This is a genomic window from Weeksella virosa DSM 16922 (genome assembly GCF_000189415.1).
GTDB lineage: Bacteria > Bacteroidota > Bacteroidia > Flavobacteriales > Weeksellaceae > Weeksella > Weeksella virosa.
This window is the reverse complement of record NC_015144.1, coordinates 640,626-662,988: the sequence shown is the minus strand read 5'-3', so window position 1 is coordinate 662,988 and position 22,363 is coordinate 640,626. Positions and strand designations below refer to the sequence as shown.

At 37.3% G+C, this 22,363-nt stretch carries 21 protein-coding genes, 1 tRNA gene and 1 pseudogene; 12 read left to right on the top strand and 11 right to left on the bottom strand.

Features of this window, described 5'->3' with window-relative positions:
* Positions 1-2 precede the first annotated feature (2 nt).
* Positions 3-1,034 (bottom strand): quinone-dependent dihydroorotate dehydrogenase, encoded by a 1,032-nt coding sequence (locus WEEVI_RS03270; RefSeq protein WP_013597759.1) that lies wholly within the window; start codon positions 1,032-1,034, stop codon positions 3-5.
* A gap of 104 nt (positions 1,035-1,138) precedes the next feature.
* On the opposite strand from WEEVI_RS03270, the gene obgE reads away from it, so the two are divergent.
* Together obgE and WEEVI_RS03260 are read left to right on the top strand one after the other, a co-directional pair.
* Complete coding sequence (gene obgE, locus WEEVI_RS03265) at positions 1,139-2,128, top strand: GTPase ObgE (protein ID WP_013597758.1); 990 nt, start codon at positions 1,139-1,141, stop codon at positions 2,126-2,128.
* A gap of 472 nt (positions 2,129-2,600) precedes the next feature.
* Positions 2,601-2,672, top strand: a tRNA-Glu gene (locus WEEVI_RS03260).
* A 47-nt stretch (positions 2,673-2,719) separates the two neighbouring features.
* On the opposite strand, the gene zupT is transcribed toward WEEVI_RS03260, so the two are convergent.
* The 4 genes from zupT to WEEVI_RS03240 are packed head-to-tail and all read right to left on the bottom strand — an operon-like array spanning position 2,720 to position 5,403.
* Positions 2,720-3,502: a zinc transporter ZupT gene (gene zupT / locus WEEVI_RS03255; RefSeq protein ID WP_013597757.1), complete on the bottom strand. Its 783-nt coding sequence runs from the start codon at positions 3,500-3,502 to the stop codon at positions 2,720-2,722.
* A 15-nt stretch (positions 3,503-3,517) separates the two neighbouring features.
* On the bottom strand, positions 3,518-4,132 hold the full coding sequence (locus tag WEEVI_RS03250) for a Maf family nucleotide pyrophosphatase (RefSeq protein WP_013597756.1): 615 nt from the start codon (positions 4,130-4,132) through the stop codon (positions 3,518-3,520).
* Complete coding sequence (locus WEEVI_RS03245) at positions 4,116-4,649, bottom strand: KdsC family phosphatase (RefSeq protein WP_013597755.1); 534 nt, start codon at positions 4,647-4,649, stop codon at positions 4,116-4,118. Before WEEVI_RS03245 ends, WEEVI_RS03250 begins: the two co-directional genes overlap by 17 nt.
* The gene (locus tag WEEVI_RS03240) at positions 4,636-5,403 is read right to left on the bottom strand and encodes a Rossmann-like and DUF2520 domain-containing protein (RefSeq protein ID WP_013597754.1); all 768 of its coding nucleotides are present in this window, start codon (positions 5,401-5,403) and stop codon (positions 4,636-4,638) included. Before WEEVI_RS03240 ends, WEEVI_RS03245 begins: the two co-directional genes overlap by 14 nt.
* A gap of 182 nt (positions 5,404-5,585) precedes the next feature.
* On the opposite strand from WEEVI_RS03240, the gene WEEVI_RS03235 reads away from it, so the two are divergent.
* The 4 genes from WEEVI_RS03235 to WEEVI_RS03220 all read left to right on the top strand — a co-directional run bounded on the left by WEEVI_RS03235 (position 5,586) and on the right by WEEVI_RS03220 (position 9,580).
* Positions 5,586-8,000 (top strand): TonB-dependent receptor, encoded by a 2,415-nt coding sequence (locus WEEVI_RS03235; protein ID WP_013597753.1) that lies wholly within the window; start codon positions 5,586-5,588, stop codon positions 7,998-8,000.
* A 131-nt stretch (positions 8,001-8,131) separates the two neighbouring features.
* Positions 8,132-8,548 carry a nucleoside-diphosphate kinase gene (locus tag WEEVI_RS03230; protein ID WP_013597752.1) on the top strand — a complete coding sequence of 139 codons (417 nt, stop codon included), beginning with the start codon at positions 8,132-8,134 and terminating at the stop codon, positions 8,546-8,548.
* Between the two features lie 86 nt (positions 8,549-8,634).
* A complete protein-coding gene (locus tag WEEVI_RS03225; RefSeq protein WP_041942052.1) occupies positions 8,635-9,087 on the top strand; it encodes a copper resistance protein NlpE N-terminal domain-containing protein in 453 nt (150 codons plus the stop codon).
* A 7-nt stretch (positions 9,088-9,094) separates the two neighbouring features.
* Positions 9,095-9,580, top strand: coding sequence for a dihydrofolate reductase (locus WEEVI_RS03220; RefSeq protein WP_013597750.1), 486 nt, complete (start codon positions 9,095-9,097; stop codon positions 9,578-9,580).
* Between the two features lie 58 nt (positions 9,581-9,638).
* On the opposite strand, the gene WEEVI_RS03215 is transcribed toward WEEVI_RS03220, so the two are convergent.
* The 6 genes from WEEVI_RS03215 to WEEVI_RS03190 form a co-directional block, all read right to left on the bottom strand.
* A complete protein-coding gene (locus tag WEEVI_RS03215; protein ID WP_013597749.1) occupies positions 9,639-10,973 on the bottom strand; it encodes an MFS transporter in 1,335 nt (444 codons plus the stop codon).
* A gap of 19 nt (positions 10,974-10,992) precedes the next feature.
* Positions 10,993-11,607: a bifunctional nuclease family protein gene (locus tag WEEVI_RS03210; protein ID WP_013597748.1), complete on the bottom strand. Its 615-nt coding sequence runs from the start codon at positions 11,605-11,607 to the stop codon at positions 10,993-10,995.
* A gap of 100 nt (positions 11,608-11,707) precedes the next feature.
* Complete coding sequence (locus tag WEEVI_RS03205; RefSeq protein WP_013597747.1) at positions 11,708-12,670, bottom strand: electron transfer flavoprotein subunit alpha/FixB family protein; 963 nt, start codon at positions 12,668-12,670, stop codon at positions 11,708-11,710.
* A 34-nt stretch (positions 12,671-12,704) separates the two neighbouring features.
* On the bottom strand, positions 12,705-13,451 hold the full coding sequence (locus tag WEEVI_RS03200; protein WP_013597746.1) for an electron transfer flavoprotein subunit beta/FixA family protein: 747 nt from the start codon (positions 13,449-13,451) through the stop codon (positions 12,705-12,707).
* A 90-nt stretch (positions 13,452-13,541) separates the two neighbouring features.
* Entirely contained in the window at positions 13,542-14,381 is an 840-nt protein-coding gene (tatC, locus tag WEEVI_RS03195; RefSeq protein WP_013597745.1) for a twin-arginine translocase subunit TatC, read from the bottom strand.
* On the bottom strand, positions 14,381-15,349 hold the full coding sequence (locus WEEVI_RS03190) for a KpsF/GutQ family sugar-phosphate isomerase (RefSeq protein ID WP_013597744.1): 969 nt from the start codon (positions 15,347-15,349) through the stop codon (positions 14,381-14,383). Before WEEVI_RS03190 ends, tatC begins: the two co-directional genes overlap by 1 nt.
* Positions 15,350-15,508: 159 nt before the next feature.
* Between WEEVI_RS03190 and recQ the strand changes: the two genes are divergently transcribed.
* The 6 genes and pseudogenes from recQ to nth form a co-directional block, all read left to right on the top strand.
* Positions 15,509-17,701 (top strand): DNA helicase RecQ, encoded by a 2,193-nt coding sequence (gene recQ, locus WEEVI_RS03185; RefSeq protein WP_041942051.1) that lies wholly within the window; start codon positions 15,509-15,511, stop codon positions 17,699-17,701.
* 59 nt (positions 17,702-17,760) lie between these two features.
* Positions 17,761-19,290, top strand: coding sequence for a 2,3-bisphosphoglycerate-independent phosphoglycerate mutase (gpmI, locus tag WEEVI_RS03180; RefSeq protein WP_041942250.1), 1,530 nt, complete (start codon positions 17,761-17,763; stop codon positions 19,288-19,290).
* A gap of 56 nt (positions 19,291-19,346) precedes the next feature.
* Entirely contained in the window at positions 19,347-19,766 is a 420-nt protein-coding gene (locus WEEVI_RS03175) for a BT0820 family HAD-type phosphatase (protein ID WP_013597741.1), read from the top strand.
* Positions 19,763-20,569 carry a type I methionyl aminopeptidase gene (map, locus tag WEEVI_RS03170; RefSeq protein WP_013597740.1) on the top strand — a complete coding sequence of 269 codons (807 nt, stop codon included), beginning with the start codon at positions 19,763-19,765 and terminating at the stop codon, positions 20,567-20,569. Before WEEVI_RS03175 ends, map begins: the two co-directional genes overlap by 4 nt.
* A 9-nt stretch (positions 20,570-20,578) precedes the next feature.
* Positions 20,579-21,361, top strand: a complete 783-nt coding sequence (locus WEEVI_RS03165) for a class I SAM-dependent methyltransferase (RefSeq protein ID WP_013597739.1) — start codon at positions 20,579-20,581, stop codon at positions 21,359-21,361.
* Between the two features lie 175 nt (positions 21,362-21,536).
* Positions 21,537-22,157: pseudogene (gene nth / locus WEEVI_RS11245) on the top strand (endonuclease III); the annotation flags it as partial.
* Between the last annotated feature and the right edge of the window lie 206 nt (positions 22,158-22,363).

Genomic DNA, 22,363 nt, shown 5'->3' with positions numbered 1-22,363 from the left:
TCTTATTTTTGGGTAGAAATCCAGGCTTTTTTTATAGATTGTATCAATTGTGGTCCTTCATAAATAAAACCCGTGTATAATTGTACCAAAGATGCTCCAGCTTCTTGTTTGCAGATTGCATCTTTCGCAGTATGGATTCCTCCAACACCAATCAATACTTTGTCTTTTTGTATTTTGGTATGAAGATATTGAAGTACTTCAGTCGATTTTTCCATCAGAGGTCTACCACTCAAACCGCCAATTTCTTGGGTCAATTCTTGCTCTGATACAAGGCCATCACGAGAAAGTGTCGTATTGGTAGCTACAATACCTGCAATATTGGCTTGTTCTACGATTTCGATAATATCATCCAACTGATCGGTAGATAAATCAGGAGCAATTTTTAGGAGAATAGGCTTTGGTTTATTCTTTTGTTCGTTTTCTTTTTGTAGGGTTTGCAATATATACAGTAAGGGTTCTTTTTCTTGTAATTCTCGCAAACCAGGCGTATTGGGCGAACTCACATTCACTACAAAGTAATCAACATAATCAAATAATTTCCTGAAACAGATAAGATAATCCTCTACCGCTTTATCGTTCGGGGTAATTTTATTTTTGCCGATATTGCCACCAACAATCAACCGATTTCGTTTGGTTTTCTTTAGTTGTTCTACCGCATAATCTACTCCATTGTTGTTGAAGCCCATTCGGTTAATCAGTGCTTTATCTTTACGTAAACGCATCAATCGTGGCGCAGGATTTCCGGGTTGTGGCAAAGGCGTTACCGTCCCTATTTCAACATACCCAAACCCTAAAAGAGCCAGCTCTTCAATATACTCTGCATTCTTATCAAAGCCAGCTGCAATGCCAACAGGATTTATAAAATCTAAACCCATCACATGAATTGGCTTTTGGTTGGATGAAGTTTGTAGAGTTGATTGAAGTAGTGTCTGAACCAAAGGAAAGTTTTTCCATCGTTTCAGATTATTCATCACAAAATAATGAGCCGCTTCGGGTTCTTTTCTAAATAGAAAAGATTTGATAATATCGTACATAGCTACAAAAATAATCAATCAAAGGCGGATATTTAGCAAATTTTTCGTTTTATAATCCAATAGAGTTCTTGTATCTTTGCAAATTAGCTATACAAGGAAAAACTATGCAGACGAATTTTGTTGATTATGTAAAAATACATTGTACAAGTGGACACGGAGGAGCCGGATCAGCACATTTGCATCGAGAAAAATACATCGATAAAGGTGGTCCAGATGGTGGCGATGGTGGCCGTGGTGGTCATATCATCCTACAAGGAAACCGAAATCTATGGACCTTGTTAGAGTATAAATTCCAAAAACATTTTCGTGCCGAGCGAGGCGGAAATGGAGGGGCATCGCGTTCTACCGGAAAAGATGGGAAAGATATTTACCTCGAAGTGCCCATTGGGACAATTGCCAAAGACGAACAGGGAAATGTGATTGGTGAAATTACAGAAGATCAGCAACAAATAATCCTGATGCGAGGTGGGAAAGGAGGTTTGGGAAACTGGCATTTTCGTTCAGCAACAAGACAAACTCCGCGTTATGCACAACCAGGCCTAGAAGGGCAAGAAGGATGGATTACTTTAGAACTGAAGGTTTTGGCCGATGTTGGTTTAGTTGGTTTTCCGAATGCTGGAAAATCTACTTTGTTATCGGTAATTACCGCAGCTAAGCCTAAAATTGGCGACTATGCTTTTACGACCTTGACACCGAATTTAGGGATTGTAAATTACCGTGATCATCAATCATTTATCATGGCCGATATTCCTGGAATTATAGAAGGTGCGGCCGAAGGAAAAGGACTTGGACATCGTTTCTTGAGACATATCGAACGAAATTCTACTTTGTTGTTTTTGATTCCGGCCGATGCCGATGACTATCAAAAAGAGTATGATATTCTTGTTAATGAACTGAAAAAATACAATCCCGAATTGTTGGATAAATCACGTGTATTGGCTATTTCTAAAAGTGATATGTTGGATGATGAGTTGAAAGCTCAAATCAAAAAACAACTCCCGATTGATATAGAAACTGTTTTTATTTCGGCAGTGGCACATCTTGGTTTAACCGAACTGAAAGACCTTCTTTGGAAGAAATTACACGAGGAATAAAAAAATCAATACAAACTTCCATCAAAAGATGGAGATTTCCCTAAAAAAATGAATGCAATTTTTGGGAAGCTTTTATATTCTATACCCATTATATAGCCTCCGCTATCAGAACTAACCCAAAAATTTCTAAGGGGTGTCCGAACTAAAAAAAATCCAACACCAGATTCGTAAGAGGGTAGTTGATTAGAAGTGATTTTCCAGATCCTAATACAGACAAATCTAACTCATCATCGGGTAAAATTATTTGATTTATCTTCTTAAACTTCTAAAAAAATAGGTTTTTAAACATTTTAAGAAATAGTAATTGATTATCGTATGAAATTTATTTTGTTCTGATGTCTATAGGATAGTGGAGTTCGGGCAAATTCGATTTTTAAACAACATTGGTTTAAAGGAAAAATAAAAAAAAACATAAAAATGTTTGGTAATTAGAAAAAAGTTGTTATTTTTGCAATCGAATTACAACAAGGATGCTCCCTTCGTCTATCGGTTAGGACATCAGATTTTCATTCTGAAAAGAGGGGTTCGATTCCCCTAGGGAGTACAAAAGCAGCTCAGTATCACTGAGCTGCTTTTTTTACGTTTGTATTTTTACATTAGTAAAATAAGACTTGAAGCCATAAGGAGCATCCCGCCAATTATTCCCCAAAGCGTCAATCGTTGATTTCCGTATTCGTTTGCTGTAGGGATTAGTTCGCTAAGTGAGATATAAACCATGATTCCGGCAACACTCGAAAAGATCAAGCCAAAAAAATAGTCATCCATTAAATTCTTCAAAATAAAATAACCTACCAAGGCGCCAGCTGGTTCTGCCAAACCAGAAAGAAATGAGTAAGTGAAAGCTTTTTTTCTACTTTTTGTGGCATAAAAAATTGGCACTGCTACGGCAATACCTTCGGGGATATTATGAATTGCGATTGCTACGGTAATCCCGACTCCATATGCAGGGTCGGCTATTGCACCCATAAAAGTTGCCAAACCTTCGGGGAAATTGTGCAAGCCCAAGGCCAAGGCTGCAAAAAGTCCCATACGCATAAGTTTATCGTTTTCGTTTTCTTTACCATTATTTTTGGGAAGTCGATTTTCTGGTAAAAACCGATCAAGGACAGCAATAAAAGCTATCCCGGCAAAGAAACCAAGGGTGGTGTAGATGCTTGCTGTTTTCACATCATAGAGAGACATGAGAGAGCTTCGGGCTTTTCCTAGGATTTCTACAAAAGAGACATAGATCATTACACCGGCAGAAAAGGCGAGGGCTAGACAAAGAAATTTTGGGTTGAAACGTTGGTATACAATACTCAATAAGCTTCCGATACCTGTACATAAGCCAGCAATCAGGGTAAGTGCCAATGCAAAAAGTACATTTTCTTCCATGTTGCGGGCTTTGTATTAAGTGTTATAATAAAGACTTTCCTGCTCTACAAATTGTTTCAGTTCATAGTAGAGTAGGGTGGTTGGTAAACCCATAACAGTAAAATAATTACCTTCTATTTTTTCTATTCCAATCAATCCTATCCATTCTTGTATGCCATAAGCACCTGCCTTGTCGTACGGTCGATAGTTCTGTACATAATACGTAATTTCTTCGTCTGTTATGGTCCGAAAATAAACTTTCGTTTCATCAGAAAAAGTTTTTTCTTGATGTATACTTTTAATACATACAGAAGTATAGACTGAATGTTTTTGGTTGGACAATGAGCGTATCATTTCGATGGCTTCTTTTTCTGATGATGCTTTTTCCAATGACTGATTATTTACCCAAACCGTGGTGTCTGATGTTATCAAAATATCTCTTGCTTGTAAATCGGGATAAGCGTTTGCTTTTTTTCTGGCAAGATGATCGGTAATTTCTGCAGCTTTGTATTTTTCTCGATCGAATTGTTCATCGATATCAAGACTAATGCACGAAAAAGAAAAACCCATTTCCTGCAAAAGGGCTTTTCTTCTTGGTGATTGAGAACCTAAGATTAGGTTGAAACTTTTTGTATCAATCGGATGTGACATGAGAATCGTTTTCGTACCAAAGATTTTGAGCTTTTAGAATCTGTTCGATTAAGTCGCGAACGCAACCTTTTCCACCATTTTCGGGTGATATATATTCGGCAACACGGCGTACATCCATGCAAGCATCATTGGGGCAACTGGATAATCCTACCAATTTCATCACTTCGATATCCGGATAATCATCGCCCATATAGGCGATTTCATTTTTTTGTAGACCATAACTAAAAAGTAAATCATTGAATGCTTCTGTTTTGTCAATCGCTTTGGTATAAATATCCGTTAGTCCTAGATATTTTAGACGTTGAACAACTGCCAGGTCATGTCCGCCAGAAATAACCGCTATTTTTATGCCTTTTTCTATAGCCAGTTTTATAGCGTAGCCGTCGCGTGTATTCATGGTTCTTACCATTTCTCCTGTAGGTAAAAGAATCAGTGAGCCGTCTGTTAGTACACCATCTACATCGAGGATAATGGTCTTGATATGGTTTAACTTTTCTTTGTAGCTAATCTCTGTCATAAGTTCTTTTGATTGATTTGGTGAGCACTTGATAGATTTCTAATAAACGAGAGTCGTTTTGTAATAAATCTAAATGACGATTGATAATGACATCGTCTCCTCTTTTTGCAGGTCCTGTTTGTGCATCATACGGTGCAAGAGTTTCTATTTTAGAGGCAGTCTCTTTGATCAAAGGTCGAAGAACATCAAACGGTAAGTCGTTTTCTTTGCAAATTTCATTGGCAATATAAAAAAGATGATTCACAAAATTATTTGCCCAAACACCACACATTTGAACTTGCATTCTCTTTGCGTGTGGAAGAACATGAACTTCGTTCGAAATTTTAGAACACAACTTGTACAATGCTTCTTCGTCTGCTTTGTCGTCTGCTTCTACAAAAAACGGAATTTCATCGTACCGAAGTTTTCTATCTTTTGAGAAAGTTTGCAACGGATAAATCACGCCCTTTCGGTAATCACCTTTCAGTACATTAACCGGCGATGAACCAGAGGTGTGTACTACCAATGTATCGTCGAACGGTATGTAATGTGAAAATTCTTCTATACCAGAATCGGCACATGCAATGATATAAAGCTCTGCTTTTTCTAATTCAGAGATTTTATCGGTGTAAGGTATACGATGCGCTTCACCAATTTCTCGGGCATTTTCTAGGGTTCGGTTGAATATTTGTCGAACATTGAAAGTGTTTTCTATCAAGGCTCGGGTAAGATGGAAAGCAACATTGCCTGCTCCCAAAATAACTATTGATTTCAATATCTTATGCTTTTGTTAACAAAAATAACAAACTTGTTTGATAAAAAGAGTGAATTTTTTTTTGTTTTTTTAAGTCATTGTAACATTTATCTCTTAGCAGCGTCTAATACGATGAAAACAAATCACAATTACGATTTGTTAGGGTATTGAGAGGTTAATAAACAAAACAATTTTTTAATTACATGAAACTAAGGAAACTATCGCTGGTATTTGCATTTACAATGTTGTCTTTTTATGGATACGCACAACAGGGTGAAGGGAAGATTACAGGTCAAATCCAGAATGAAAAAACAGAAAATTTACCATTGGTTAATGTGAGTGTATTCGACCCAATAACGGGTGAGTTTATTACAGAAGCTGATTCTGATGAAAACGGAACTTTCACGATCGAAGAGATAGCAGATGGGAAGTACAAAGTGAAAATAATAGAGTTTGGTTATCAACCAATCGAACGTACGGTAGAGGTAAAAGACGGGCAGTTTGCAATGGGGCAAATAACTTTGATACAGCAAGTCGGCTCTACCATAGAGCTGAAAGGAGCTTTTGTGCGTGCACAAGTTTCGCAGTACCGTAATGAGATTGATAAGCGCGTGGTTGAAGTAGGGAACGATTTGGTAAGTGGCGGAGCAACAGCTGTTGCAGTACTCAATAATATTCCTTCGGTGAATGTAGATCAACAAACGGGGAATATTTCTCTACGCGGTAACGAAAATGTAAATGTTTATCTCGACGGGAAACCTTCTTCTCTTTCGGCGGCTGAATTATTGAAACAATTACCCTCTAATCAGATCCAGAGAGTAGAAATCATTACCAATCCTTCGGCAAAATATGAGGCAGATGGAAAGTCTGGAATTATCAATATCATTACTATTAAACAAAAGAATAAAGGCTACAATATAGGCCTGAATTTGGGTGTAGAACACGGCGAAAAAACACGCCATACGTCTGCGGTGAATGCAAACCTGAACGTTGGTAGCTTCAATTTTTTTGGGAATTTTAATTACAACCACAGTCCTTCATGGAACGAAGGTAGTATAACCAACCAAACCGTTAACGAAATCCAAGATTTTTATATCTACAACCGAGCAAAAAACATTAATTATAAACTTGGGTTCGATTGGTTTATCAGTGATAAAACAGCCCTAACTATTTATACCAATCAATACGATAATAAATGGGACGGAAACTTTGACAGCTATATTTTGAGTGGAGGACAAAAATATCTAAATGTTTCGGATATCAAGTCGAAGTTTACAGCAGGTGATTATAGTCTGAATTTGAAGCATGATTTCGATAAAGAAAATCACAACATTGTTTTGGATGCTTTTTACTCAAACTCGAAAACTCCAGACAACCGTCTAATGACCGACCAATACGAACGTCCATTATCTTATCATGAGGCAAGAAAAGATGACAATTCGAATCTACGTATCAATTTAGATTACGAAAATCAAATCATTGATGGAGGAAAAATAGAAGCAGGAATTCAGTTCCGTCAAGAAAAAAAAGACAATACCTTTTCGTCGAGTAAACAAATGATTGACATCAATCACAACCCTATTTTCGACTCTCAAGGAAATGCGGTAAATGAAGGTGCAATGTTCGACTTTACACGTAATTTTTATTCAGTGTATTTAAATTACAAACAAAAATTCGGAAAATTTGGTATGCAAGTAGGGCTACGAGGTGAGCAAACCGAAGACGATGCTGCGTATAGTGTGAATCCCGATGTAGAAGGCAATTACAAAAAAGACTATTTCGATCTGTTTCCATCAGCTTTCTTAACGTATGATATTACCGATCGTGGGCAATTGACTGCAAACTATAGCCGTAGAATTACGCGTCCCGGAATCTATCAACTAACGCCAGTTAGACGCTGGTCTTCACCTTTGATGACGCATCAAGGAAATCCAGAACTGAAACCAGAATATACCGATGCTTTCGAGTTGGGATTATTACAACAACTGAAAAAAGGATCAGTTTCTGCCAATGCATTTTATCGTCATACCAAAGACAATATCATGTTTAGTATGAAGAATAATCCAGACAAAGAAGGTCAAGTAATTCAGACCGCAGAAAATTATAGTAAGACGAATGAATATGGTTTCGAGGCTAGTTTCAATTATCGTTTGGCTAAATGGTTTTCTACTTTTGTAGCCGGAGATTGGACATCGATGAACTTTTTCAATACCAATTTGAAAGGAGAATTAGAAGACATGCGCACCAACCGTTTCACTGCACGTATGAGCAATACGTTCACTTTGTCCAAAAACTTTAGTATACAGCATTTTGCTTTTTATCAAGGACCTTTCGAAAATTTCCAGGGAAAAATGCACGAAATGTGGCGAATGGATTTAGGAGTACGATATAGCTTTATCGACGGTCGAGCAAGTCTTAGTGCAAGAATGAATGATGTTTTAGATACCATGAAAGCACAATTTGATATGACATCACCTTACGTGGGAACAGGACAATTCCAGTGGGAATCTCAGACCTTCTACGTAGGATTTACTTATAATTTTGGCGGGAAAGTGCGTACACGAAAAGAAGTGCAACAAAACAAAACCCAAGCAGAAAGCGGAATTTCTTTACAATAAATAAAGTATAATACATAGAATATAAGATACTGCTAAAAGATTTGCTCGATAATCGAGCAAATCTTTATGATTTTCGCAGATTAATGTTTAATTTTGCAATCCAATTAAGGAAAATCGATAATTAGAAACAAATGGCAAACATTACCTTTACCATGATCAAGCCCGATGCAGTAGCAAAAGGGCATATTGGTGATATTTTAAAAGATATTACCGATGCAGGCTTCACAATCAAAGCAATGAAAATGACTCAATTAGCGAAGCAAGATGCAGAAGCTTTTTATGCAATACACAAAGAGAGACCTTTCTTTGGTGAGTTGGTAGAATTCATGACATCGGGCCCAATCGTAGCAGCAGTTCTAGAAAAAGAAAACGCAGTAGAAGATTTCCGCACATTGATCGGAGCAACGAATCCGAAAGAAGCAGCTGAAGGAACAATCCGTAACAAATACGCAGAGTCAATCGATGCGAACGCTGTTCATGGTTCTGATAGTGATGAGAATGCTGCGATTGAAGCTGCCTTTCATTTCGCAAAGAAAGAAATTTTCTAAGAAAATAAACAACAAAATTCTAATCCCTTTTCATATAAAAGGGATTTTTTTTGTTTACAATCCGTACCTTTATCAAAAGAAAAATTATGAAAAAAAATACTATTTTCGGTCTTTCTGCTTTATTAATTCTTTTAGTAGCTTGCGAAAAGAAAGAAAATTCGGTTCAAGAAACCCCGATCGTAACAGAAACTGTAGATTCGATCAAGCATGATTCTGTTCAGCCATTAGCAGAACAACCAGCAGAAAGTGAAAAATTCCAAGGAAAACTTGGAAATTCTTCTAATTCGATTACCTATACCATAACTCTGAATCCGGACGAAAGTTATATATATCAAACCAAAGACGATAAAACAGGTGAAGTTCTAATAACAACGGGGGTTTATGATCTGAAAGATGATGGTAAAACCCTATTGTTGGGCAATATTTCAGATGGTCCAAATGCTTTCCGAATAGAAGGCGATAAGCTGATCGAAGTAGACAAAAACGGAAACCCAAAAGTAAGCAACGGCGAGGTTCATTATATTTTAATAAAAAAATAATCTGCTTATGCTACATCTCGTAGTCGCAATTGCAAGTAATCATGCGATAGGGAAGGGGAATCAGATGCTTTGGCATTTACCAAAAGATTTTCTACATTTCAAGAAAATCACTACCGGACATCCGATAATTATGGGTAGGAAAACATTCGAATCAATTGGTAGACCTTTACCCAACCGAGTAAATATTGTGATTTCGCGAGACCGCAATTACTCTGCAGATGGAATACAGGTCGTTCATTCGTTGCGAGAAGCTATAGAAAAAGGCTATAAGTTGGATGAGGATCTTTACGTGATTGGTGGTGGAGAAATTTATCGCCAAGCAATGGAGTTTGCCGATAAAATCTATCTCACCGAAGTGCATCACGAATTTGAAGGGGATACATTTTTCCCAGAAATTGATGATGAAAAATGGGTAGAAGTAGACCGTGAACATCATCTAAAAGATGATAAACATCTTTATAGTTATGATTTTGTAGAATATCTAAGAAGATAAAAAACTTCAGCCTTAGGCTGAAGTTTTTGTGTTGGTATTATTCTGATAGAAAGTAATATTAACGAATTATTTTTTCCACTTCTTTCGGATCATGCTTGTGCTTAAAAATAATGGCAAAAAGAATGGTAACAATTAGTGCATAACCAGCAAAAATAAACCATGACATTTGCCAACCGTGCAGTTGAGCCAAAAGATCGGTTTGGTTATAAACATAATGATTAACAACGTATTGAGCGGCCAACATCCCTATTGTAGCACCAAAACCATTGGTCATCATCATAAAGACACCTTGTGCCGAAGAGCGTATCTTTTCGTCGGTTTCGTTATCGACATACAGTGAACCCGAAACATTGAAAAAGTCAAAAGCAATTCCGTAAACGATCATCGAAAGAATAAACATCCAAACGCCCGAACCTGGATCTCCAAGCCCAAATAACCCGAAGCGCAGAACCCATCCTACCATGGCCATTAACATGACGATTTTGATTCCGAATTTTCTCAATACAAAAGGGATAAGGAGAATACAAAGCGTTTCAGAGATTTGAGAGAGTGAAATCAATGCATTGGCATTGTTTGCTCCCCAGGTGTTGGCATATTCTGGTATAGATTTGAAGCTTGTGATAAATGGATTGGCATACCCATTGGTGATTTGTAAAGAAACGCCTAATAGCATCGAGAAGATGAAAAATATGGCCATTTTTTTATCTCTGAATAAGGCGAAGGCTTTGAAACCGAACGCATCCGAAAAGGATTGTTTTTCTGTTTTTTCACTGATTGGGCAGTTCGGTAAGGTGAAACTATAGAGAAATAATATTATACCTATTATACCCGAAACATAAAATTGATAATAATTAGATTGGAAACTGATAAAGTTTGGATCACTCGAAAAATTAAAGCCTAAACGTCCATTATCAAATCCGATAAAATTAACAAACAACATTGCACAAATAAACCCTACTGTACCAAAGGTTCTGATTGGTGGAAAGGCTTTTATGGTGTTAAGCTTGTTTTGTTTTAAAATACTGTATGCTGTTGAATTGGAGAGTGCAATGTTCGGCATAAAGAAGGCAACACTAAATGAGTAGAGCGTGAAGATGGTGGCAAAATCTACAGTTTCACCGGCGATATGGCCATAATATCCTGCTGCAATGATAAAGATAGCAGCCAAGAGATGGTTGAGGCCTAAAAGCCGCTGAACAGGTATCCATCTGTCGGCAATAATTCCCATAATTGCAGGCATGAAGATAGAAACGATTCCTTGCATTGCGTAGAATAGCCCAATTTTCGAGCCTAAGCCTACAGATCCCAAATAATTTCCCATAGAGGTGAGGTATGCTCCCCACACTGCAAATTCTAGGAAATTCATGATTGTTAGTCTTAATTTTATAGACATATAAAATAAAATGTGTGTTTTAGTTTGTACGTTTGTCGAGTTCGTCTCGAAGTTGAGCAGCAAGTTCGTAATTTTCTTCCATTACTGCTTTTTTCATTTCTTCTTCTAATTCTTCAGTTGTCCATTCTGAATAGTCGGATAAATCATTCATTGCTTTTACTTCCTCTTCTATTTTTTGCATAGCTTGGTTGATGCTATCTTGTTCTTCTTGGATAACTTCTAAATGGATCCCTGCTTTTTCTACAACGTCTTGGTAGGCATAAATAGGGGCAAAGAAACGAATAGCAATAGCAATGGCGTCTGAGGTGCGTGAGTCGATTTCGGCTATTTGTCCTGTGAAATCTATAAAAACTATTTTCGAATAAAATACGCCATCTTCTAATTTATAGATATAAACCGATTTTACAGAAAACTTGAATTGTTCTCCCAAGCTCACAAAAAGATCATGTGTGAGTGGTCTTGGCGGTGCAATGTCTTTTTCTAAAGCTAATGCAATAGATTGAGCCTCAAAACTTCCGATGATGATAGGGAGTTTACGTCCTCCGAATTCTTCTTCCAAAATAAGAGCATAAGCTCCTGTTTGTGTTTGGCTATAAGAGATTCCTTTAATATTGAGTTTAACTAAATTATCCATTGGATGGTAAAACTAACAAAATCTTATGAATTATTGAAAAAAATAAAAAAATCCGAATCAACTTTTCGGTCAATTCGGATAAGATTACTATAGGTAAATATTAATTTACTCCTTTTAGTTTTTTAACTTCTTCGATAAGTTTTGGTACCACTTCAAAGGCATCTCCTACAATACCATAGTCAGCAGCTTTGAAGAATGGTGCTTCTGGATCGTTATTGATTACAACAATTGTTTTCGATCCATTTACTCCTGCTAAATGTTGGATGGCTCCTGAGATTCCGATTGCTATGTATAAATTTGGTGCAATGGCTTTCCCGGTTTGTCCTACGTGTTCTGAGTGAGGTCTCCAACCTATGTCCGCAACTGGCTTAGATGAAGCGGTTGCAGCACCTAAAATGTTCGCTAGTTCTTCGATCATTCCCCAATTTTCTGGGCCTTTAAGTCCACGACCAGCAGAAACTACGGTTTCGGCTTCGTAAAGGTCTATTTTTTCAGAAGATGCTTGTTCTACACTTTCTATTGTAATTTTTGCATCGGCTGCATTTACTGTTACATTTCCTGTTTCTTCTGTGCCGCTAACTGCGTTATCTTTAACCCCGAAAGAGTTTTGTAATACAGTGATTACTTTGGCACCTTCTACTGCTACTGTTTCGATTCCTTTCCCTGAGAAAGCTTTTCTTTGAACTGTGAAAGGAGTAACCGAAGTAGGAGCTTTTTCTACATTGGTCACCAAAGAAGCGTTTAATTTGAGTGCTAGTATAGGAGCTACAGAAGAAGAGTCGTTTGTAGAAGCTAATACAAAAGTATCGGCTCCGTTTGCTACTTCTGCCAAGGCTTTTGCGTAAAGGCTTGGATCGAAGTTTTTGAGTGTGTCGTTGTCAACTTTTACAACTTTCTGTGCACCGTGAGCATATAGTTTATCCGATGATTCTGTAGCGTTAAAAGCAACAGCTGTTACCGTGTTACCTGCTAAGTCGGCTATAGATTTGGCGTATGAAACGGCTTCTAATGCTGCTTTTTTATAGTGTCCATCATGGGTTTCTGCGAAAACAAATATTGGCATGTTCTTTTATTTTGAAATTGATAAATAGGGTGAATTAAATTACTTTAGCTTCTTCATGTAACAAACGTACCAATTCGGCAACATTATCTTTGTCTACTAAAGTTACAGTACCACGAGAAGCTGGTTTTTCATAACCAACAACCGTTACTTTGGTTTCGGTTGGTTCTGCAGCAACAACTGTGATTTGTTTCGATCTTGCTTGCATAATACCTCTCATGTTCGGGATTCGAAGAGCACTTTCTTCAACCATTCCTTTTTGTCCAGCGATTACAGCAGGTAGAGCGACGCTCGCTTTTTCTTTCCCACCGTCGATTTCACGAACTACTTTGGCAGTAGTGCCCTCAACTTCTAGTCCGATACATCCGTTTACAAAACCGTAGTCCAACATTCCGGCTACTAGACCAGGAACAGCACCTCCGTTGTAATCTATAGATTCTTTCCCAGTCAAAATCAAGTCATATCCACCTTCTTTAGCAGCTTTTGCAATTTGGGTAGCTACAAAGAAATCGTCTTTCGCATCAGCATCTATACGGATTCCGTCATTTGCACCAATGGCTAAAGCCTTGCGCATCACAGGCTCTACACTTGCATCACCTACCGTAAGGATTGTCACTGTTGCCCCTTGTTTTTCTTGCAATTCAACGGCACGGGTTAAACTAAATTCGTCATGCGGGTTGATTACAAATTGCACGCCGTTTTTATCAAACTCCTTCCCATCAGAAGTGAAGTTTATCTTTGCGGTAGTGTCTGGAACGCTACTAATACAAACTAATATCTTCATCGATTTATGATTTTTTGTTTTTAAAAAATTGTCTTAATAATTTCTATTTGCTAATTTACAAAAAACATTTTACTATGCAAGCATAGTAAATTAATTCTTTGTTAAACTTTTTTCTTGTTTTCTGAGTTGCTTTGTGTATACATTATTTGCAACAACTACACTTAATTCGTATAAAAACCAAAGAGGGATCGAGGCTACAATCATGCTCAATATGTCGTTCGGTGTAATCGCCGCAGCAATAACCAAAACTACTACAAATGCATGTTTTCGATAAGTTTTTAAGAAAGTTGGGGTCAACAATCCTATCGAAGTAAAAAAATAAACAAATACTGGTAGGAGGAAAATTACCCCCATCGATAATAAGGTTTGTACAAACAAGCTGATGTATTTTGGTAAAGTCCAGGTGTTGCCAACGTTGAACGGATCGTAAGAAAATAAGAATTGTGTAGAAAGTGGAAGAAGCATATAATAGCTAAACAATATACCAGACAAGAAAAACAAGGTTATCGCAAAGACAGTGCTTGTGGCACTTTTTCTTTCATTCTCATTGAGGCCTGGTTTCACGAATCGCCAAATTTCCCAAATGATATATGGAATGGCAACAATCAACCCGCAAACTAGAATTGCCATAATTTGCGAAGTAATTTGACCCGATGGGTCGAGGTTTGTTAAGTCTTTAGAAATATCGAATTCGGATGTATATAATTTTCCTATTCCTGATGTTTCACCTAAATAGTTGAAAAATCTAAAGGTAGCAAAGTTCGATTTCAAGGGTGCCATGATAATATCATTGACAATGAAATCCCAAAAAAAAGCTACAAAAATAGATGCCAAAATCAGTGCTATACAAGATCGTACAAGATGACCTCTTAATTCGCCTACGTGCGCCAAAAAAGACATGTCGGCTGTGTATTGTTTTTTCTTTGTCATTATTCTATTCCTTCTGCTAATATCGAATGGATATCCAAAACTCCATAATACTTATCGGTATCGTCGACCACAATTATTTGCCCAATACTGTTGTTTCTGATAAGGTCTAAGGCAGTAGCAGCTAAGGCAGTTTTATTTATTTTTTTAGGATGCATCGTAGCAATATCCTTTGCTTTTAGATGCTGAAAGTTGGGATGCTCGATAAGCATTCTACGTAAATCTCCATCGGTGATAACTCCCAGGACTTTGTTGTCTTTATCGGTAATGGTAGTAATTCCCATTTTGCCAGTAGTCATCGAATCAATTACTTCTGTCATCGGAGCGTCTGCCGATACTTGAGGTTTTTTACTTGTATCTACAATATTATCAACACGCCATAAGAGCCTTTTTCCTAAAGCCCCTCCTGGGTGGTATTTTGCGAAGTCTTGTTTTTCGAACTTTCGAAGTTCCATCAAAGCTACTGCAATTGCATCGCCCATTACAAGTTGGGCAGTTGTGCTGCTTGTAGGCGCTAGGTTTAGGCGTCCACTTTCTTTGCTTACGGATGCATCAAGTACATAATCAGCGGTTTTTGCCAAGACGGATTCTGTGTTGCCTGTAATGGCGATTAGCGATTTTGCTCTATTTTTTAGGATAGGAGAAAGAAGTTTTATTTCGGGTGTGTTCCCACTGTTAGAGATACATAAGCAAACGTCTTCTTTTTGTAGCAATCCCAAATCACCATGGATGGCTTCTGCAGCATGGAGAAACTGAGAAGGGGTACCAGTAGAGTTTAGGGTTGCGACAATTTTGTTTGCAATATGGGCACTTTTCCCAATTCCGCATACGACAAGTTTCCCGTTTGTGTTAAAAATTTCTCGAACAGCTTGGCTGAAAGAATCGCTCAAACGATTGGCAATTAGTTCAATTTCTTTGGCTTCTTCTAAAAAAACCTCTTTAGCTATGAATGTTAAATTTTTTTCTTCCAAAATGAAATGTATTGTCAGCTCCTAAAAAATCCGTATATTTAAATTCCTTATATGATTGGAAGTTATAGGATTTAAGTTTTACTGAATTCGCCTCCAAATATAGGGTTTATTATAAGAAAAATTTTATAGTATTTTGATAAAATTGAATTGATAGGAATGATGGAGACGCATACAAAAGATTTATCTAGCTACCTTAAGAAATACTTTGGGTATGATCAATTTAAGGGGCAACAAGAAGAAATTATTAAAACGCTTTTGAATAACCAAGATGTTTTTGTACTGATGCCAACTGGCGGAGGAAAATCTATGTGTTATCAATTGCCAGCCTTGATGTCGGAAGGGGTGGCCATTATAGTATCGCCACTAATTGCATTGATGAAAAATCAAGTAGATGCGTTACGTGGCATATCGACCAATGAAGTAGCTCATGTATTAAATTCGTCGCTCAACAAATCCGAAACAAAAATTGTGATGGACGATATTCGAGCAGGTAAAACAAAAATGTTGTATGTAGCACCAGAGTCATTAACCAAAGAAGAGTATATCGATTTTTTCAAAACGGTAAAAATTTCTTTTTTCGCTATAGACGAGGCTCATTGTATATCAGAATGGGGTCATGATTTTCGTCCAGAATACCGAAATCTAAAGTCCATTATCCAAAAAATAGGGAATGCTCCTATTATAGCACTCACTGCTACAGCAACACCAAAAGTACAAGAAGATATCCAAAAAACATTGGGCATGCAAGATGCTAGGGTTTTCAAAGACTCGTTCAATCGTCCCAATCTTTTTTATGAAGTTCGTCCGAAAATTAATCAAGACAAAGAAATTGTAAAATTCATCAAAAAAAGACAAGGAAAATCAGGAGTCGTGTACTGTCTTAGTCGAAAAAAAGTTGAAGAATTAACACAACTTCTTCAAGTAAACGGAATAAAGGCGATCCCGTACCATGCTGGTTTAGATGCTAAAACAAGAAGTAAACACCAAGATATGTTCCTTATGGAAGATGTAGATGTTGTGGTGGCGACCATTGCTTTTGGGATGGGAATCGATAAACCCGATGTACGATTTGTTATTCATTACGATATTCCAAAATCTTTAGAGAGCTATTATCAAGAGACTGGACGAGCAGGTCGAGATGGTGGAGAAGGAGAATGTGTGGCTTTTTACGATTATAAAGATATCGAAAAACTAGAGAAGTTTTTGGCTAGTAAACCAGTTGCAGAACGAGAGATCGGTATGCAACTGTTGAATGAAGTGGCAGCATATGCCGAGACTTCTATGTCGAGAAGAAAATTTTTGCTCCATTATTTCGGAGAAGAATTCGATGAAGTAAACGGTGCGGGTGCTAATATGGACGATAATATGCGTAATCCTAAAAAAATGATGGATGCTACCCGAGAAGCACAGCAAGTTTTGACCATTGTAGAGAAAACCAATCAAAAATTACGTATTGCTGATATAGTCCATATATTGGTTGGCAAAGAAAACTCTATAACCAAATCATTCAACTTACAATCAGAACCATATTTTGGGATCGGGAAAGACCAAGAAGATTATTTCTGGAAAACGGTAGTACGACAATTAATCGTCCATAATTATCTCAAAAAAGAAATAGAAACTTATGGATTACTGAAAATAACTGAGCAAGGAAGAGAATTTTTAGACAATCCGACTAAATTCGAGATTGCTCAAGATATAGATTATAAAAAGCTACTCGATGGAGGAATAGTAGATGAAACACCTACTTCACCTGCAGCTTTTGATGATCGACTTCTAAAACATCTCAAAGAATTAAGAAAAAAAATTGCTAAGAAGCATCAGTTGCCTCCCTTTGCCGTTTTTCAGGACGCAAGTTTAGATGACATGACCATGCAATACCCTACCAATCTCGTCGAGCTTACCAACGTATATGGAGTAGGAGAAGGAAAAGCAAAAAAGTTCGGGAAAGAATTTGTAGCCTACATTGCACAGTATGTAGAAGATAACCAGATCGAACGACCAGATGACATGGTAATCAAACAAGTGGCCGATAAAACAAGTCATAAAGTATATATTATCCAATCTACTGATCGAAAACTCGATTTAGCAGATGTAGCTTCTGCGAAGAACCTTTCGATGGATGAGTTATTGTCAGAAATGGAAAGTATAGTTTATCAGGGAACAAAGTTGAATATCAATTATTATATAGATGAGGTTTTGGATGAAGATCAACAAGAAGAAATTTTCGACTATTTGATGGAAGCCGAAAACGACTCGATGGCGAATCTTCTCGATGAATTTAGCGATGATTACGACGAAGAAGAACTGCGATTGATGCGAATAAAATTTATAAGTGAAGTCGCAAATTGACCCAGTAATAAATCGAAAGTTCGTAACTTTGGATTTTTCTTTTACAGTTTACAAGTATGATAAATAACAAAGCACTATTATTAATCTTAGACGGTTGGGGAATCAATCCAGACCCGAAAGTCTCTGCAATAGCAAAAGCCAATACACCCAATATCGATACCTTGATGACAAATTATCCCAATACAACGTTAGACACCTTTGGGTTAGCAGTCGGTTTGCCAGAAGGACAAATGGGGAATTCAGAGGTGGGACATATGAATCTAGGAGCTGGTAGAGTGGTTTATCAGAATTTAGTGAGGATCAATCGTGCAGTAGAAAACAAAGAATTATTACAAGAAAAAGTGCTTCATGATGCTTTTTCTTATGCCAAAGAAAACAGTAGAAAAGTCCATTTCATAGGATTAGTTTCCGATGGTGGAGTGCATTCTCATATCAATCATCTCAAAGGATTACTCGATGCAGCCAAAGAAGCTGGGCTCGAAAAAAACGTCTTTGTACATGCTTTTACCGATGGGCGAGACACCGACCCTACATCCGGTAAAGAATTCATACAAGAACTCATAACCCATATGCAAACATCGGTAGGGGAACTTGCTTCGATTACAGGACGTTACTATGCAATGGATCGGGATAAACGTTGGGAGCGGGTGAAAAAAGCTTATGATGCTATGGTTCACGGTTTTGGCGAATACACAACACAACCGATAAAAGCAATAGAAGATGCCTATGCCAATACTTTGACCGACGAATTTTTGTTGCCCATTATTGTTACTGATGAAAATGATCAACCGAAAGCCATTATCGAAAATGAAGATGTAGTGATTTGCTTCAACTTCCGAACAGATCGTGGACGAGAAATTACCGAAGTATTATCGCAAAAAGATTTTCCAGAGCATCAAATGTTTGCATTAAAACTAAAATACGTTACTCTGACAGACTATGATAAAACATATCAAAATGTAGAAGTTGTTTTTCAGGATTCTACTCTGCAAATGACTTTAGGGGAGGTTTTAGAGAAAAATCATAAAACTCAAATCCGAATGGCAGAAACAGAGAAATATCCACATGTTACCTTTTTCTTTTCGGGAGGTAGAGAAGTACCGTTCGAGGGTGAAAAGAGAATCCTAAAACCATCTCCGAGAGATGTAGCAACATATAATCTAAAACCCGAAATGGCTGCCTATGAGCTTACCGATGCATTGTTAGAAGAAATCAATCAAGAAACAGCAGATTTCATTGTATTAAATTTTGCTAATACTGATATGGTTGGGCATACAGGCATTTTTTCTGCCGCACAAAAAGCTGCTGAAGTAGTAGACTCTTGTGTCGGAAGAATCGTAGAAGCTGCTCTAAAACATAACTACACCACTTTTATTTTGGCAGATCATGGAAATTCTGACTGTATGGTTAACGAAGATGGTAGCCCCAATACACAGCATAGTACAAATCCCGTTCCGTTGATTGTTGTAGATAAAAATCGTCGTTGGAATTTGAAACATGGAAAACTAGGCGACATTGCACCTACTATTCTTACAGTGATGCAAATACCAATTCCGACCGAAATGATAGGTGATATTTTGGTTTCATAAAAAACATTTAGGCAATATTTAGATACAAATACATCTCCCCTAAACAAGATAAAACCATGATGAATACAAAAATAATAGCAGTTGATTTTGATGGAACAATAGTCGAAGATAAATATCCGCAAATAGGGAAACCAAAGTTATTTGCTTTTGAAACGCTAAAAAAACTACAAAATGAAGGTTATCGATTGATACTCTGGACGTACCGCAGCGGAGAAAAATTATCCGAAGCTGTTGAGTTTTGTAGAGCAAATGGGATAGAATTCTATGCCGTAAATAGTAGTTTCGAGGGTGAAGAATACGACCCAAAACAACAAAGCAGAAAAATAAATGCTGATCTATTTATAGACGATCGAAATTTAGGGGGATTTCCCGGTTGGGGAGAAGTCTATCAAGTAATTTCACAAAAAATAGAGTTCACTCTACATCATGGTGAGAAAAAAGAACAAAAGAAAAAAAGAGGATTTTTTAGATTATGATAATTTTAAAAACAAAAGAAGAGTTAGAGCTCATGTACCTAAGTGCACAATTGGTATCGAAAACTTTAGGTATGTTAGCAAAAGAAATTAAACCTGGCGTAACAACCAATCATTTAGATAAATTAGGTGGAGAATTTATTCGAGACCATGGCGGGTATCCAGCATTTTTAGGAATGTATGATTTTCCAAAAAACTTATGCATTTCACCAAACGAACAAGTCGTACACGGCATTCCGAACGATATTCCTTTAGAAGATGGCGATATCGTATCCGTAGATTGTGGAGTCTATATGAACGAGTTTTATGGAGACCATGCCTACACCTTTGCAGTAGGAAATATTGATGAAGAAACCGAAAAGTTACTTCGTGTAACCAAAGAATCTCTATACAAAGGAATTGAACAAATGCGTAAAGGAAACCGTATTGGTGATATAGGTTATGCAATTCAGCAACACTGCGAAGCAGAAGGATACGGAATTGTAAAAGAATTAGTAGGGCATGGCCTAGGACGCGAGATGCACGAAGATCCGCAAGTACCCAACTACGGAAGAAGAGGAACTGGTAAAAAACTAGAAAACGGAATCGTGTTAGCCATCGAACCGATGGTCAATATGGGAACCGATAAAGTAAAATTCCATAAAGATGGCTGGACAGTGACCACACGCGATAACAAATATTCTGCTCATTACGAGCACGATGTATGCTTGGTAGAAGGCGAACCTAAATTATTGTCAACTTTCGGATATATATACGAAGCTCTAGGAATCGAATCCGATGAAGAAAAACCATATCTTTTTAAATAGTTCGTACTCATGAAGCGACTTTTCCGCTATGGGATGAACCTAATCCCAAGACCAATACTCATCAACATTAGCTATATCATTCGGCCTGTTTTGGTATGGCTACTAAAAGGGAATCGCTACTACGACCCAATCGATGGACAAGGATATTATAAAATGTTGCCCTATGGATACGAAAAACAACGCGAAAATGTATTGGCACCGAATACCTTTTCCTTAGAAAGGCATCGATTAATGTGGTTGTACCTTACCAATAAAACCAATTTTTTTCAGGCAAAACAAAAAGTGCTGCACATTGCACCCGAACAAGCATTTTATAAACGCTTTCGGGCAATGCAAAATCTAGACTATATAACGTCTGATATAGAATCGCCTTTGGCCGATGTAAAAGCAGACATTTGCGATTTACCCTTTGGAGAAAACACATTCGATGTAATTTTTTGTAACCATGTTCTCGAACACATCATGGATGATCATCAGGCGATGAGCGAGCTTTTTCGAGTGATGAAACCAGGTGGCTGGGGAATTTTTCAGGTACCGATAAGTTATCAACGCGAGCTTACCTACGAAGATAGTTCTGTGACAAGCAAAGAAGAGCGAAAAGAAAAATTTGGTCAATATGATCACGTTCGGATTTATGGTTTGGATTACTATCAGCGCTTAGAAGATGCAGGTTTTATCGTGCATAAGGTCGATTATACCAAAGAAATTCCGACAGAAGAAATCAACCGATATCGTTTAGAGAAAGGAGAAATTCTTCCGGTTGTCGAAAAACCTATACAAACCAATGAATAGAACAATCAAAATTCAAAAAGTCGAGTTGAATAGGTTCGACTTTTTTGTTTTTCAGAAAGATGCTAGACTATCCTCTCCCAATCCTTCATTCTGTCACAAAAAGAGAAATTCTCTACTTTTTTCTATTCATTTTATTCCTTGTAAATTTGTCTATAGATGAAAGATATTCCCTATGATGAAAAAACAGGAAAGGATAGATTTTCTTATTCAAGAATTAGAAAAATTATATCCAAATCTACCCATTCCGTTGCATCATCAAGATGCTTTTACATTGCTGATAGCTGTTTTGCTTTCGGCACAAACAACCGATAAAAAAGTAAACGAAGTAACACCTGCTCTTTTTGCTCGAGCCAATAATGCAAAAGAAATGATGCAGCTCGAAGTCGAAGAAATCAAAGAATATATAAAGCAAATAGGCTTGTCGAACACCAAAGCCAAAAATATTCGTCTTCTATCAGAAATGTTGGTCGAAAAATATGATGGCGAAGTTCCATCGACCTTCGAGCAATTAGAAGAATTACCAGGTGTTGGGCACAAAACTGCATCGGTGGTGATGGCCCAATGGTTTGGGATTCCGGCCTTCCCGGTCGATACACATATCCACCGATTGATGAAATTGTGGAAATTGACCAAAGGAAAAAATGTAGAAGAAACCGAACGCGATGCTAAACGTATTTTCCCTCGTGAGGTATGGAATAAACTGCATATCCAAATCATCATGTATGGGAGAGAATATTCGCCTGCTCGTGGTTGGAGTTTAGAAAAAGATTATATAACCCGAAAAATGTTCGAGAAAATAGTTCTATCAAAAAACAATCTCTTCCAAGGAAGTAGAGAACGAAAATCTTTGTATGATGTTGCTTATCTACGAGATGGAAAAAAGAAACCGATTGTAATTTTTAGCCATGGTTTCAAAGGATTTAAAGACCATGGATGTTTTGATTTGATGGCAAAATTTTGGGCTACTAATCATTTTGCATTTATCAAATACAATTTTTCGTA